A 12,723-nucleotide genomic window follows, 5' to 3' on the forward strand; every position below is an offset into this window, starting at 1 on the left:
CGCGCCTCCTACGAGCCCTTCAGCCGCCCGCTCGACCTTCTCGGCATCGCCTGACCAGCACACCTACAAGATCACCGGACTTTGCAACACCCCTGACGCTCAAGGCGACCGGAACAGCTCGTCCAAGTGATGGGTGAGGATCGCCAGCGCGGCGTCGCCGGCGCGCTGGCCGCCCAACACGCTTGAGCCCAGGCCGTTGACCATGGCCAGCAGTCCGGCGGCGGTCATCTCGGGGTCCTTGCCGGGGTCGATCTCCCCGGTCTGCTGCGCCGCACGGAGCTGCTTCGCGAGAAAGCTCTCCAGCAGGTCGGGCTGGGGCGTTCCGTGCTTCTCCACCAGCGCGGGATCGCTGAGCACCAGCGTGTAGTACGCAGCGTACGTTCTGGTGATCCGGCGGCTTTCCGGATCGGTCGGCAGGATGCTCGACAGGACTGCGGTGACCAGGCCGCGTGGCGTGGGCGGGGAGCCCGCCGCGCTGATCCATTCGCCCATGCGGGCCTGGAGTTGGGTGCCGAGCCTGGCCAGCGCGTCCAGCAGGAGCGCCTCCTTGGTAGTGAAGTAGTACTGCACCAGTCGCAGGGAGACGCCGGCCTCGGCGGCGACCGCCCGCATGCTGGCCGACTGCAGGCCCTGGGTGTCGGCGATGCGCAGCAGCGCCTCGGCGATCTGTCTTCTGCGTTCCTCGTGATCGACCCGCGCGGCCATGATGTGACCCTCCTCTTCTGGTACGTACGTATCATGCCGTGATACACATGTATCATGAGAATCGGCGAGTTCAAGAACGACAAGGCCAGAGACCGCTTCAGCGTCGCCTACGAGCGGACTCTGACGGAACTGTGGCCGGGGCCGCGTACGGCGCTGGACATCCCGACCTCCTTCGGGACCACCCGCGTCTACCGAACCGGAACCGGAAGCGGAAGTGGACCGCAGAGCAGCGAGCCGATCGTGCTGCTGCCGGGAGCGGGCGGGAACTCGCTGATGTGGCACCGGTACATCGACGGGCTGGCCCGGCACCGTACGGTCGTCGCCGTGGACACGATCGGCGAGCCGGGCGCGAGCGTACAGACAGCGCCGATCGGCGACGGCCGGGACGGCGCGGCCTGGCTGGAGGAACTGCTGGCCGCGCTGGAGGTGACGGCGGCCCAGGTCGTCGGCTGTTCCTACGGGGGCTGGCTGGCGCTCAACCACCAGATCCACCGCCCCGGCCGGACCGCCGCCCTCACCCTGGTGGATCCTGCGGGCTTCGCCGGGATCGGCCCGAGGTTCTACGGCTGGGTGATCGCCGGCGGGCTGGCCGCGACAGCGCCGCGCCCGCTCCGCCCCGGCCTGGCCCGCCTGGTCAACAACGGCACGATCCTGGAGGGCGAACTGATGCGGCTGATGCGCGCATCGATGGGATTCCGCCGTGCGCTGCCGGTGCCCCCGATCTTCTCCGACCAGGAACTGCGGCGGCTGAGCGTCCCTTCGCTGTTCCTGCTCGGCGCGCGCAGCGCCATGCACGACTCTCGCCAGGTCTCCGAACGACTCGGCAGACTCGTGCCCTCCGCTCGGGTGGAGATCGTGCCCGGCGCGGGCCACGCGTTGCCGACGGACCGACCGGCCCTGGTGGCCGAACGCATCCTCAACGCGACCGGATGGTAGCCCCACCGGACCCGCCCCGCATGGTCACCCGAGCGCGGCTCGGCGGGAGTTGAGATCATCCAGCCAGCGGTGTGGTCCGGCTCCCCCCGTGTGCTGATCTTCCTGAGTCACCGTCAGTACGATATGACCTGTCAGAAACCCTATCAACGGCGTCCTTATGACCATTTGAGTCCCAACGGAAATGAGCTGGCCCACTGCCCGGCGGGCCGGGTAGATTCGCGCGGTGAACCATACTGACACCGTCGAGCTACGACTCGCGACCCCGGCCGACGCCGCCGCCATCGCCCACATCCACATGAGTTCGCGAGCCGCGACCATGCCGTACCTGCCCCCGCAGAAGCGCAACCACGAGCAGGTGACCCGTTGGGCCGCAGAGGTCCTGCTCGAGGAGTGCCGGACCTGGGTCGCGGTGCGCGGCACGGAGGTCCTCGGCTACGCGGGCCTTGAGAGCGACGTACTCGAATACCTCTATCTGCTCCCCGACGTCCGCCGCCAGGGCGTCGGCACGCTGCTCCTCGACGAGGTCAAGCGCAACAGTCCCGGCGGCCTGCGCCTGCAGGTGTTCGAGCAGAACACCGAGGCCCGCGCGTTCTACCAGCGCCACGGCTTCACCGTCCTCGCCACCGACGACGGCAGCGGCAACATGGAGAACCTGCCCGACCTCACGCTGGGATGGGCCCCGGGCGCCTGAGGCCGGTCTAAGGCTGGTCGTACCAGGCGAAGGCTGCGATCCGCCACCCCTCCGAGGTGCGGACGAACTGGATGGTCTTGGTCCCCCCTCCCTCGAACGGCTCACCGTTCAGGATCCCGGACTTGCGGTACTCGCCGAAGCGCGACGCGATGTCGCCCGCGATCTCGGTCCGTTCGGTGGTCTCCCACTCGGAGAACTCGACCAGCCGACCGTCGGTCAGCAGCCGTCGGCGGGGCTCGATGAACTCGTCCACGGTGTAGACCGTGAACTGCGGGCCGGTCATGACGATCACGCCACCCGGAAGCACCAGCCGGCGGAGCCGGGCCAGGTCGGGAGCCTTGCCGCCCCGGTTGTCAAAGGCGCCGAAGAACTCGGCGGTCACCATGTCGATCTCGGTCTTGGACATGGCGCGACAGTAACACCGGACGGGCACCGGGCATCGTCGGATTTCGGCAAGCTCCGGTGCGGTCGCCGCAGCCGTGCCCGACGAGTTGGCCCAAGGCCCGCCGCGCTCCGCCGTGCGCCGCTGTGCTCCGCTGCTCCGTCGTTGTGCACAGCGGCGCGCGCACCGTCGCGAACGGTGAACCCGCCCCGGGCGTGAAAAGCCTTGGCGGCCCTGCGGCCTTTCCGGCATCCTGTCCGGATGCTGATCAGGGAAGCCAACACCGGTGACTGGCCCGCCATCTGGCCCTTCTTCCAGGAGATCATGGCGGCGGGCGAGACCTTCACCTATCCGGTCGATCTCAGCGAGGAGCAGGGCCGCGACCGGTGGCTGCTACCGGCCCCGAACCGTACGGTCGTTGCCGTCGATGACGCTGGAACGGTCGTGGGCACGGCGAAGATGAACAACAACCAGCTGGGCAACGGCTCGCACATCGCGAGCGCCAGCTATCTGGTCGACCCGGCGCACTCCGGGCGGGGCGTCGGCAGGGCGCTGTGCGAGTACACGGTGGAGTGGGCACGGGCTGCGGGATTCCGGGCGATGCAGTTCAATGCTGTCGTCGAGACGAACGTGCACGCGGTGAAGCTCTACCGGTCCCTCGGCTTCGAGGTGTTGGGCACAGTGCCGGAGGGCTTCCGGCATCCGACGGAGGGTTACGTCGGGCTGTACGTCATGTACCGCGCCCTCTGAGTCGCGGCGGAAGTCGGGTGGCCCGGACACGACTTCATGCGGACGGCGGCGAGTTCGCCGGTCCTGCGCGGCGGGGAGCAGCTCGTCTACGCCCAGTCGGGTCCGGATGATCCACTCGGTGACGATCACGGGTCGGCGCCGGGCGGGTCAGAGTTGGATCTGACCCGCCCGGCCGTGTGGCAGACCTCTAGTTCAGGGTGTAACCGAGGACGCCGTCAATGTGCTGGCCCTCGCAGTTCGGGTCGTTGGAGTCGAAGTGCTGGGAGTTGTAGGTGCAGCGCATCAGCGGCCGGGTCGAGACGCCGGCCGGCGGCGTGAAGTAGGCGTACCCGAGGAACTGGACGAACACCGGCTGGCCCTCGCAGTGGACGTTCGCGGAGGTGAAGCTGGTTCCCTGGTAGCTGCACGTGTAGAGCGGGATGGTGCCGGCAGCCTGGCTGTTGTCGAGGTGCCCGAGGCTGAACTCCCGCGTGTAGCCGAAGGGGGCGGCCACGGTGGTGCTGAGGTGGTCCATGCTGCTGACGTACCGGACGAGGTCGACGGTGCCGGGTATCGATGTGGTCGTGCACTGGACCTCGACGGTGGAAAGCCACATTGTCCACTGGAAGGGGCGGACAGCCATGTCCTGCTCCCCGCTCTGCCGGCAGTTGCTCGGCGCGAAGCCTGCGGCGACGGCCGTCCGGTAGGCGTTGGCCGAGGCGTCCTGGAACGCGACGCCATCGTTGTACTCGTACGTCGAGGAGCCGGAGTAGACCGCGGAGGACGGCGTGCTGACGGCCTTTGGAGCGGTGGGCGCCTGCGCGGACGCCGGAGTGACACCTGAGAGGAGGAGCGCTCCGGCTGCAAGTGCTGAGCCGACGAGGCGGTTGAGCACGGTCATGGTGGTCCCTTTCGAGAGAACAACGGAACTGGGAAGCGGCGCGGGTCCGTTGGGACGGCCGGAGTACCGGGCCCGACGAGTTCGGCCAGGTGCATGCGTCGCCCTCCTCGGTCGAGGTGCGGCCCCGCCGTCGCCGGGACGGTGGTCACCAGCATCTCCGGGCGGGTTGGTGACCGGTTCGCGCCTGGTACAGGACCGGTTGACTGCCGAACCCGGGAGCCATGGAGGCCAGTTGGGTTCCGGACTGTGCCACCACTGCGCCACCGGGATGGTGGGGAGTCGCGATCGACGCGGCCGGGTGCACGGTTGCCCGAGGTTGCGATGACTGCCGTCGGCGCCGGGGCGGCGGAGCATGAGAAGTGATGTCACTGTGATAGATGCATGGGAGACAGCGGTGCGTCGGTGCCGGTGCTTCGCAGCGGGAGGAGGGCCCGAATGAGCTGGCCAGGCGGGTCGCCGTCCAGTGGCAGTGGGGCCGGGTCAGGGCAGCGGGCCACGGTTGGGGCTGCGGCGATTGAAGTCAGCGGGCTGACCAAGGAGTTCGGTCGTCGGACCGCCGTCGAGGACGTGTCGTTCAGTGTCGCGCGCGGTGAGGTGTTCGGGTTCCTGGGCCCCAACGGGGCGGGCAAGACGACGACCGTGCGGATCCTGGGAACGCTGATCGCTCCGACAGCCGGGTCGGCGGTGGTGGCCGGTATCCCGCTGATCCGGGCCAACGAGGCGGAGATCCGCCGGCGCATCTCGATCATGCCGGAGGCCCCGGGGCTGTACCGGCGGCTGACGGTGACCGAGAACCTGGAGTTCTTCGCGCGCCTGTACGGCCTGCCGGACCGTCAGGCCCGGATGAAGGAGGCCCTGGACGTGGTCGGCCTCGGTGACCGTGCGCAGGACATCTGCGGGAGTCTGTCCAAGGGGCTGCGCCAGCGGGTCGCCCTGGCCCGTACGTTGCTCAACGACCCGGAGGTGATGTTCCTCGACGAGCCGACCTCGGGTCTGGACCCCGTGGCGGCGCACGAGGTGCACGGCCTGATTAACACGCTGCGGCAGCGCGGCGTCACCGTCTTCATCACCACCCACCGGCTCGACGAGGCGGAACGCCTGTGCGACCGGGTCGCCATCCTGAACACCAGGCTGCGGACCATCGGCCGGCCCGACGAACTCCGCCACACGCTCTTCAGCAGATCGATCGCCGTCACGACCGCCGCACCGCTTGGCGACCCCGCTCGGGTCTTCACGGGCCTGCCTGCCGTCCAGGGGTGGCGAGCCGACGAGCTGTCGGCCGGTAGTACGGCCGGCTATGTGCTGACGGTGTCCGATCCCGTCCGAGCGGCGCCCGAGGTGACCCGGGCCTTGGTCGCGGCCGGTGCCGACGTGCTGTCGATCACCGAAGCGCGGCACTCGCTGGAGGACGTCTACCTCGAGCTGGTCGAAGACCAGGAAGGCCGATCCCGATGAGCACCAGCAAGGCCCGCATCGGCGCCGTCGTCCGCAAGGAGTTCACCGAGTTCCGACGCAGCCGCTTCATCCTCGCCACGATGGCGGTCTTCCCGGTCCTCTTCCTCATCTCGCCCACCGCCACCATTCTCGCGACCAAGGCCTCCGTGTCGGGCACGAAGCTGGACAATCACATCGGCCTGTCGCTGATGATCCTGCTGCTGATCCCGGTCTTCCTCCCGTCCACGATCGCCGCGTACTCGGTGATCGGCGAGCGGGACCAGGGAACGCTTGAGCCGATGCTGACCACACCGATCCGCCGCGAGGAGCTCCTGATCGGCAAGGCGGTGGCGAACCTCGTCCCCGCTGTCGGCCTGGCGTACCTGGTCTTCGGCATCTTCCTGGCGGTGGTGGCCATCGGCGCCGATCCGGTGGTCGCCTCGGCCGTGTGGCACGCTCCGCAACTGATCGCGGAGGTGTTCTACGTTCCGCTGCTGGCCGCCTGGTCGATCTGGGTCGGCCTGGCCATCTCCACCAAGGCCGGCGACAACCGCGTCGCCCAGCAACTGAGCACACTGGCCAGCCTGCCACCGTTCGCCCTGATCGCGCTGATGTCCTTCCAGGTGATCACGCCGACGCTGACGATCGCCCTCTCGCTGGCCGGTGCTCTCCTGGTGATCGACGGCGCCGCCTACCTGCTCGTCTCGAAGCTCTTCGACCGGGAGCGCCTGATCACCGGAACCGGTGCCAACAGGGTGACGTGACCGGCCCCGCGCACAGACGTGCGCCGACGTGGAAGTTCCCACCGATCTGACTCTGGGCCAGCCGTGGGTTGGCCTTCCTCCTCGGCGGCTCTGCCTGATTAATGATCAATTTCGGATTGTCGCTCCGAAGCCCGACGGAAGCTGACGGTTCGTCAAGAACGGTCTGTTGTGTGCTCGGTGGGGTTGGTTGTCGGGTGTGGGGAGTAGCATTCGGGGGGTTGTGTGGCGGGGTGTTCGAGTTGTCCTGGTGTGTGGGTGTTCTGGGGGGTTGTGGCCGTGGTGGTGCGGGTCTTGTTGGCTGAGGATATGCATATGGTGCGTGGTGCGCTGGTGGCGTTGTTGGGGTTGGAGGGGGATATCGAGGTAGTTGCGGAGCTTGCGAACGGTGATGAGATTGTTCCGGTGGCGTTGGAGTGCGTGCCGGATGTGGCGGTGATTGATATTGATTTGCCGGGGGTTGACGGTTTGACAGCGGCGGCGGAGTTGCATGTGGTGTTGCCAGGGTGTCGGACGTTGATCTTGACGAGTTTGGGGCGGCCGGGGACGTTTCGTCGGGCGTTGGCGTGTGGGGTGCGGGGGTTTCTGCTGAAGGATGCGCCGCCTCGGGAGTTGGCTCAGGCGATCAGGCGGGTGGCGCAGGGGGAGCGGGTGGTGGATCCGGAGTTGATGGTGGCGGCTTGGGAGAGTGGTGACAATCCGTTGACGGATCGGGAGACGGAGGTTCTGCGGCAGGCGGCGGATGGGGCGGAGGTGGGTGAAATAGCGGGTCGGTTGTTCTTGTCGGTGGGGACGGTGCGGAATTATCTGACGTCGGCGGTGGTGAAGTTGAATGCGCGCAATCGCCTTGATGCGGTGCGGATTGCTCGTGAGGCGGGGTGGGTCTGAAGCCGCCCGGCCTGCCGGGCTCGCTGTACCGGTCCGGCGGCCAGGCGCCGGCTGGGCAGCGCGAGGATGACGAAGACCATGACGGCGGCGCTGAGAATACGTGCGCCGAGCAGTGCCTCGCCCGCTGTGCCGAAGTCCTGGACCTGACCGTGGAGTGTGGACCGGTTGCTGTGGCGTGTGAGTGTGCGAAACGCGCCGGGTACGGGAGCCGGGCGCCACTGTGGGAGAGCATGCCGTCATGGACATCGAATCGCTTGTACGTACCCGCCGCGCCCTGCACGCGGTCGCGGAGCTGGTCCTGGCCGGCCCGCAGTTCCGAACCAGTGGCACGATCAGGCTGCGCCCCTCCCTCGGAGGCTTCGCGACCCGGGCCGAGCCGCACGGGCAGGTCGTCGGTGCGGATCTGGTGGCGTCCGGGCAGCGCCTCTTCCTGGAGCGGACCACCTGCGCCGCGCTGGCGGCCGCGATCGGGGTCACGGCCGGTGCGCCCGCCGGGCTCTACCAAGGCGGATCCGGTGTCGGCCCCGAGGACGTGATCGAAGCCGATCCGCAGCCTGCGCACTGGATCGCGCAAGGTTTCGCGGTCGGCGATGCCGCACTTCGCCGGATGTTTCCCGGGGCGGATCCGACCATCTGGCCCGAGCACTTCGACATCGGCGTCACCGTGGACGCAGTCAACTACGGAGTCTCCCCGGGCGACGACTTCCAGGCGGAGCCGTACGCCTATGTCGGCCCGCACACCCGGCAGCAGGGGAAGTACTGGAACGCGCCGTTCGGCGCGGTGGCCACGGTCCGCGAGCTCGGCGGCGTGGACGGCGTGCTGGCCTTCTTCAGGCAGGGCCGTCAGTTGGTTGATTGATCGTCATTGACGGCCGCCCTGCCGATCGCTCCTGGAAGTTCAGTGGTCGGCAGTAGCTCGATGACCGGAGCGAACGTTGTCATGTCGGCTGGTCAGAAGGCTGCAGCTTGTAGCGCGTGCTCGCGGATCTCTGCTCGCCAGGGCGTCGGCCGCTGGCGCCAGGGGTGCGCGCTCGACGACGTCGAGCGGCGAAGCCTCGGCCGGTGACCGGCCGGAGGCCTCGTTCATCCGCGCGGCCGGGCACGAGCTCAATCGGACGGCGCGGGCGGGGACCACACGCCGAACCACTGTTCGGCGCCCCACTCCTCGAAGCGTTGCACCTCGGTGAAGCCCAGCTTCGCCGCGAGGCGCATCGAGCGGTCGTTGGCGGTCTGGGTGCAGAGCACCACCGGCGCGCCGGGACGCGCGTCGGCGAACCAGCCGAGCGCCGCCGCGCACGCCTCGGTGGCGTACCCGCGTCCCCAAGCCTCTGGCAGGAACAGGTAGCCGAGTTCGGCCTCCCCGGCATGCGGACGGACCTGACCGCGATGCTCCGCGTCACGCCGGTTGAGCTCGATGGTGCCGATCATCGCTCCGTCGACCTCGACCACGAAAAGGCCGGGGCGCCGCCCGGGCACCTCGGGCACCGTGCGCTCGAGCTCGTCACGCGCCCGGGGGCCACCCAGGTAGGCGTTCACCTCCGGCGAGGTGAACAGCTCGATGACCGCCGCACGGTCCCGGGCCTCGGACTCGCGGAGCACGAGCCGCTCGGTCCTGATCGGGGCAGGTGGCCAGACGACGGGTCCGAGCTCGGTCATGGCGGACAATTCCTCTCGACGGCAGCGGCACCAGGAGACGGTGCCGCAGAGGGGGACGCCTCTGACGGGTGATCCAGTTCCGGGTCGACGGGTCCGCCGACCCGGAACTGTGCCCAGCGGACCGGCTCTGCCATTCGGTGGCACCGGCGACGAGGACGCGCTGGGCGTCGGCGTCCGGCCCGGTTCAGGTCACTGCCGGTCCTGCTCTGCCTGGTGTCGCGTCCGCGCGTCCGCGCGTCCGCGGGTGCGGGTGCGGGTGCGGGTGCGGGTGCGTGTGCGTGTGCGGGTTGCGGGCGGCGGTCGTGGGGTGGTCATCACCTGCTTGGCGTTGTTCGGTCGAAAGCCACGGATGGGGCTTCTCGGTGTGGTCGGTCAAGGCAGGATCTCGACGTACCCGTCGGTTCCGTGCACACGGATCCGCTGCCCGTCGCGGATCAGCCCGGTGGCCTGCTCCACGCCCACGACGGCCGGCAGGCCGTACTCCCGGGCGATCACTGCGCCATGGGTCATCAGGCCGCCCACCTCTGTCACCAGGCCCGCGACTGCGACGAACAGCGGCGACCAGCTGGGGGTCCGTGAAGGTCGTGACCAGGATGTCGCCCGCTTCGAGATCGGCCTTTGCCATGTCAAGGATGACGCGGGCCCTTCCCTCGACGGTCCCGGCGGAAACCGGCAGGCCGACCAGGGCACCGGCCGGCACGTCGTCGCGCCGGTACGCCCCGGTGACGGCCTCACCAGTGGAAGACCGGCGCCAGGCTTGCGGCGAGTTCAGCGAATACTGTTTCCATCAGCCCGGGATCGACACTTGCGGCGCAGGCCGCCCGATCTTCGTGTTGCGTCACAACATCATGATTATCGGGTAGCCTGCGTCCGCCAACTCAGTGTTCATCGACACCTGGAGCCTGGCGCATCGCCGATGCCGCCGTCACCAAGGAGGCCGTGCCATGGAACCCGTCACGTTGATCACCGGCGGTTCGAGCGGGATCGGTGCGGCCACTGCCCGTGTCCTGCTCAAGCAAGGCCACCGCGTGGCGATCACCGGCCGCGATGCCGATCGCCTGGCCGCGTTCGCCACCTCCACCGGAGCGGGCGAGCGGCTGCTGACCATCACCGGTGACGCCAGCGACGAGAGCCATGTCGCCGCTGCCGTGCGTCAAGTCGTGGGCTTGTGGGGCCGATTGGACACGGTGATCGCGAACGCCGGGTTCTCCCTGCCCGGCACGCTGGAGGACCACGACCCTGCGGCCATGCGTGCCATGGTTCTCACCAACGTCCTCGGCCCGGCTCTGCTGGTACGCGAGACACTGCCACACCTGAGGAAGTCCAAGGGCCGGATCGTGATCGTCGGTTCGGTCGCGGGCACCAGGAACACGCCCGGCAACCTGTACTCCGTCACCAAGTGGGCCGCGCACGCCCTGGCCGAGAACGTCCGACTCCTGGTGGCCAAGGACCGCGTCGGCGTCACTCTTGTCGCCCCAGGGGTTGTGGACACCCCATTCTGGGACGAGCGCGGTGGATCACCCGCAGCGGTGCCGACACTGACCGCCGAGCAGGTCGCCGAGGCGATCCTGTTCGCCGTCAATCAACCCGAAGGCGTGGACATCAACCACCTCGTTATGCGGCCCGCCGGCCAGGTCAACTGATCTCGATCGCGTTGCGGGCGACGGGGCGCATGAGCAGCATCAGGCCGCCTACGACTGGAGTAGTAGGCGGCCTGCCCGCCGAGCCGGGCGAGCGCGCGGGTGATCGCCGCCGCGAGATCGCCCCGGGATGGCAATCCCTTCGATGGTCCGACGAATCTGCGCGCTGAGCGTGCGGATCGCCTCCCGGTTGTCTCCCTCTTTATCAAAGTGAGTCAAGCGCGACAACTGATCGAGCCGATCGTCGATCGACGGCGCTTGCGCCATGATCCGCCAGAAGGCGTCCGTCGTCACGCAGAAGCCACCCGGCACCTGGATACCTCCGATGCGCAACAGCACGCCCAGGTGCGCGCCCTTGCCGCGAACGACCGCGACCTGCCTCCCGTCGACCTCTTGAAGATCCAACACGTACTGGTCAATCTTGCCTTTTGTCGTCCAACGGGACTGGCAAGATCTCGCGCAGCGGTGGCATGCCGCGTACGGGTACACGTCGTTGGCCCAGGCGGCTGTCCCATCGGCCTACGGACGCAGCCACGGAAACCAGAAGTCCTTTCCCCTGTCGGCAAGGCCCGAACATCGATCGTGCCGCCAGCTCCCGGAGGTCGTCGCGCCACGCGAGTACTGGGTCAAACTCGCTAAAAGGGTGCTTGACGGCCGCCGTACTTCAAATCGGCCGGCCGAGAGGGGATTACTTTTCTCGGCTTTTCTCAGCTCAGCTGCTCGGCCAGCGCGAGGATGATTCCGCTTGACCCGCGAAGATATCAGTCGGTCGTGGTGGGAGCTTCTTCCGCGGCTCCGGCCAGACCGATTCCACGGCCTTCCTGATCGTTTGTTACGAGACGTTGTACTTGTGCTCGATCTCCCTCAGCTTCATGCCACCGCAGCGGTCACGCCGGATCGCGGCGTACAGCTCGACCTTCGACATCTGCGGCATTACCAGGGCCATTCACCAGGAGCCCCCCCGATGCTGCTCGGGCAAGTATCCCAGTGACGTCAAAACTCGTGAACATCACCCATCCGTGGTTCGGGGTGACTCCCAAACTCGTGAACAACTGACGTCACGACTCGTGATTAAAGCCAGCCAGGTCTTCGCCGGGGTGGGTCTTCGCCGGGGTGGGTTCTTGCTGGGGCGGCATGTTCAGTTGCCGGGTGAGTCGGCGGCGCGGACTGTGATCGGCTGGATCGACCGTATCAAGCCTTCGCTGCGGGTGGGGTGCCTGCGCCAGGCGGTTCTGGCCGTGCAGCCCGTGCACCCCCGTGCAGCCCGTCCGGCGCGCTGCCCGCGCCGGTGGTGGTGCCGGTCCTGGCCGGCCCCGTCCGGGTCTGACCGCCCGGCACGGCCCTGCCCGGTACTGCCCTCGTGGTCCGTCCTGGGTCGGGTGTGCCGGTGTGGCTGGTGGGGGGCTCCTGTGCTGCGCGGGTTTTTGTCGGGGTGTTCCTGTGCTGCGTGGTGCGGGGGCGGGGGTGGGGGGTCTCTAGTTGGTCTGTGGTTTCCTGCGAGGGGGTTGCTTCACCGTGACCGCAGCCGTCCGCCCGTCTGGTTGTTGGTGGTGGTGGGTGGGCTGTCGGGGTGCCGCGTGTGTCGTGTGGTTGGAGGAGGAGACCATGACGGAAGTGGACCGAGTCGCGGAGTTGCATGATTTGCGGAAGCGGGTCCGGTTGGGTCCCAGCGAGAAGGCCACCGAAGCGCAGCACGCCAAGGGCAAGTTGACGGCCCGTGAGCGGATCGGTCTGCTGTTGGACGAGGGTTCGTTCCGGGAGATCGAGCCGCTGCGGCGCCACCGTGCGACGGGGTTCGGTCTGGAGGCGAAGAAGCCGTACACCGATGGTGTGATCGTCGGGTGGGGCACGGTGCACGGCCGGACGGTTTTCACGTACGCGCACGACTTCCGGATCTTCGGCGGGGCGCTGGGTGAGGCGCACGCGCAGAAGATCCACAAGATCATGGACATGGCGATCGCGGCGGGTGCGCCGCTGGTGTCGCTGAACGACGGGGCCGG

At 68.2% G+C, this 12,723-nt stretch carries 13 protein-coding genes and 2 pseudogenes; 9 read left to right on the plus strand and 6 right to left on the minus strand.

Annotated features, from left to right (window positions below):
* Window positions 1–99: 99 nt before the first annotated feature.
* Window positions 100–705, minus strand: coding sequence for a TetR family transcriptional regulator C-terminal domain-containing protein (locus P3T29_RS31750; protein ID WP_280720147.1), 606 nt, complete (start codon window positions 703–705; stop codon window positions 100–102).
* A gap of 54 nt (window positions 706–759) precedes the next feature.
* Between P3T29_RS31750 and P3T29_RS31755 the strand changes: the two genes are divergently transcribed.
* Both P3T29_RS31755 and P3T29_RS31760 read left to right on the plus strand, forming a co-directional pair.
* Window positions 760–1,641 (plus strand): alpha/beta fold hydrolase, encoded by an 882-nt coding sequence (locus tag P3T29_RS31755; RefSeq protein ID WP_280720148.1) that lies wholly within the window; start codon window positions 760–762, stop codon window positions 1,639–1,641.
* Window positions 1,642–1,864: 223 nt separating this feature from the next.
* A complete protein-coding gene (locus P3T29_RS31760; protein WP_280720149.1) occupies window positions 1,865–2,332 on the plus strand; it encodes a GNAT family N-acetyltransferase in 468 nt (155 codons plus the stop codon).
* 7 nt (window positions 2,333–2,339) lie between these two features.
* Here the strand turns inward: P3T29_RS31760 and P3T29_RS31765 are convergent, their stop codons facing one another.
* Window positions 2,340–2,738 carry a DUF4440 domain-containing protein gene (locus P3T29_RS31765; RefSeq protein ID WP_280720150.1) on the minus strand — a complete coding sequence of 133 codons (399 nt, stop codon included), beginning with the start codon at window positions 2,736–2,738 and terminating at the stop codon, window positions 2,340–2,342.
* Between the two features lie 237 nt (window positions 2,739–2,975).
* Between P3T29_RS31765 and P3T29_RS31770 the strand changes: the two genes are divergently transcribed.
* Entirely contained in the window at window positions 2,976–3,464 is a 489-nt protein-coding gene (locus tag P3T29_RS31770) for a GNAT family N-acetyltransferase (RefSeq protein ID WP_280720151.1), read from the plus strand.
* A 187-nt stretch (window positions 3,465–3,651) separates the two neighbouring features.
* On the opposite strand, the gene P3T29_RS31775 is transcribed toward P3T29_RS31770, so the two are convergent.
* Complete coding sequence (locus P3T29_RS31775) at window positions 3,652–4,344, minus strand: hypothetical protein (protein WP_280720152.1); 693 nt, start codon at window positions 4,342–4,344, stop codon at window positions 3,652–3,654.
* A 435-nt stretch (window positions 4,345–4,779) separates the two neighbouring features.
* Here P3T29_RS31775 and P3T29_RS31780 point away from each other — a divergent pair, with 435 nt between their 5' ends.
* The 4 genes from P3T29_RS31780 (at window position 4,780) to P3T29_RS31795 (ending at window position 8,286) form a co-directional block, all read left to right on the plus strand.
* The gene (locus P3T29_RS31780; protein WP_280720153.1) at window positions 4,780–5,799 is read left to right on the plus strand and encodes an ABC transporter ATP-binding protein; all 1,020 of its coding nucleotides are present in this window, start codon (window positions 4,780–4,782) and stop codon (window positions 5,797–5,799) included.
* A complete protein-coding gene (locus P3T29_RS31785) occupies window positions 5,796–6,542 on the plus strand; it encodes an ABC transporter permease subunit (protein ID WP_280720154.1) in 747 nt (248 codons plus the stop codon). The genes P3T29_RS31780 and P3T29_RS31785 overlap by 4 nt, the downstream gene beginning before the upstream one ends.
* 279 nt (window positions 6,543–6,821) lie before the next feature.
* Window positions 6,822–7,427: a response regulator transcription factor gene (locus P3T29_RS31790; RefSeq protein WP_280720159.1), complete on the plus strand. Its 606-nt coding sequence runs from the start codon at window positions 6,822–6,824 to the stop codon at window positions 7,425–7,427.
* A gap of 238 nt (window positions 7,428–7,665) precedes the next feature.
* Window positions 7,666–8,286 (plus strand): hypothetical protein, encoded by a 621-nt coding sequence (locus P3T29_RS31795; protein ID WP_280720155.1) that lies wholly within the window; start codon window positions 7,666–7,668, stop codon window positions 8,284–8,286.
* A 248-nt stretch (window positions 8,287–8,534) separates the two neighbouring features.
* Here the strand turns inward: P3T29_RS31795 and P3T29_RS31800 are convergent, their stop codons facing one another.
* Both P3T29_RS31800 and P3T29_RS31805 read right to left on the minus strand, forming a co-directional pair.
* On the minus strand, window positions 8,535–9,083 hold the full coding sequence (locus P3T29_RS31800; protein WP_280720156.1) for a GNAT family N-acetyltransferase: 549 nt from the start codon (window positions 9,081–9,083) through the stop codon (window positions 8,535–8,537).
* 372 nt (window positions 9,084–9,455) lie between these two features.
* A pseudogene (locus P3T29_RS31805) lies at window positions 9,456–9,828 on the minus strand (PEP-utilizing enzyme); the annotation flags it as partial.
* Between the two features lie 199 nt (window positions 9,829–10,027).
* Between P3T29_RS31805 and P3T29_RS31810 the strand changes: the two are divergent.
* Window positions 10,028–10,726: an SDR family oxidoreductase gene (locus P3T29_RS31810; protein ID WP_280720157.1), complete on the plus strand. Its 699-nt coding sequence runs from the start codon at window positions 10,028–10,030 to the stop codon at window positions 10,724–10,726.
* 62 nt (window positions 10,727–10,788) lie between these two features.
* Here the strand turns inward: P3T29_RS31810 and P3T29_RS31815 are convergent.
* A pseudogene (locus P3T29_RS31815) lies at window positions 10,789–11,143 on the minus strand (PEP/pyruvate-binding domain-containing protein); the annotation flags it as partial.
* Window positions 11,144–12,328: 1,185 nt separating this feature from the next.
* Between P3T29_RS31815 and P3T29_RS31820 the strand changes: the two are divergent.
* On the plus strand, window positions 12,329–12,723 hold a 395-nt coding region (locus P3T29_RS31820; protein WP_280720158.1), incomplete at its 3' end, for a carboxyl transferase domain-containing protein.

The organism is Kitasatospora sp. MAP5-34 (genome assembly GCF_029894335.1).
In the GTDB taxonomy this organism is placed as follows: domain Bacteria; phylum Actinomycetota; class Actinomycetes; order Streptomycetales; family Streptomycetaceae; genus Kitasatospora.

What these genes read in the sequence shown, in the direction of transcription:
- P3T29_RS31810 (WP_280720157.1), top strand. Translation starts at nt 10,028, where the DNA reads ATGGAACCCGTCACGTTGATCACCGGCGGTTCGAGCGGGATCGGTGCG.
- P3T29_RS31750 (WP_280720147.1), bottom strand. Translation starts at nt 705, where the DNA reads ATGGCCGCGCGGGTCGATCACGAGGAACGCAGAAGACAGATCGCCGAG.
- P3T29_RS31795 (WP_280720155.1), top strand. Translation starts at nt 7,666, where the DNA reads ATGGACATCGAATCGCTTGTACGTACCCGCCGCGCCCTGCACGCGGTC.
- P3T29_RS31785 (WP_280720154.1), top strand. Translation starts at nt 5,796, where the DNA reads ATGAGCACCAGCAAGGCCCGCATCGGCGCCGTCGTCCGCAAGGAGTTC.
- P3T29_RS31770 (WP_280720151.1), top strand. Translation starts at nt 2,976, where the DNA reads ATGCTGATCAGGGAAGCCAACACCGGTGACTGGCCCGCCATCTGGCCC.
- P3T29_RS31780 (WP_280720153.1), top strand. Translation starts at nt 4,780, where the DNA reads ATGAGCTGGCCAGGCGGGTCGCCGTCCAGTGGCAGTGGGGCCGGGTCA.
- P3T29_RS31765 (WP_280720150.1), bottom strand. Translation starts at nt 2,738, where the DNA reads ATGTCCAAGACCGAGATCGACATGGTGACCGCCGAGTTCTTCGGCGCC.
- P3T29_RS31755 (WP_280720148.1), top strand. Translation starts at nt 760, where the DNA reads ATGAGAATCGGCGAGTTCAAGAACGACAAGGCCAGAGACCGCTTCAGC.
- P3T29_RS31775 (WP_280720152.1), bottom strand. Translation starts at nt 4,344, where the DNA reads ATGACCGTGCTCAACCGCCTCGTCGGCTCAGCACTTGCAGCCGGAGCG.
- P3T29_RS31800 (WP_280720156.1), bottom strand. Translation starts at nt 9,083, where the DNA reads ATGACCGAGCTCGGACCCGTCGTCTGGCCACCTGCCCCGATCAGGACC.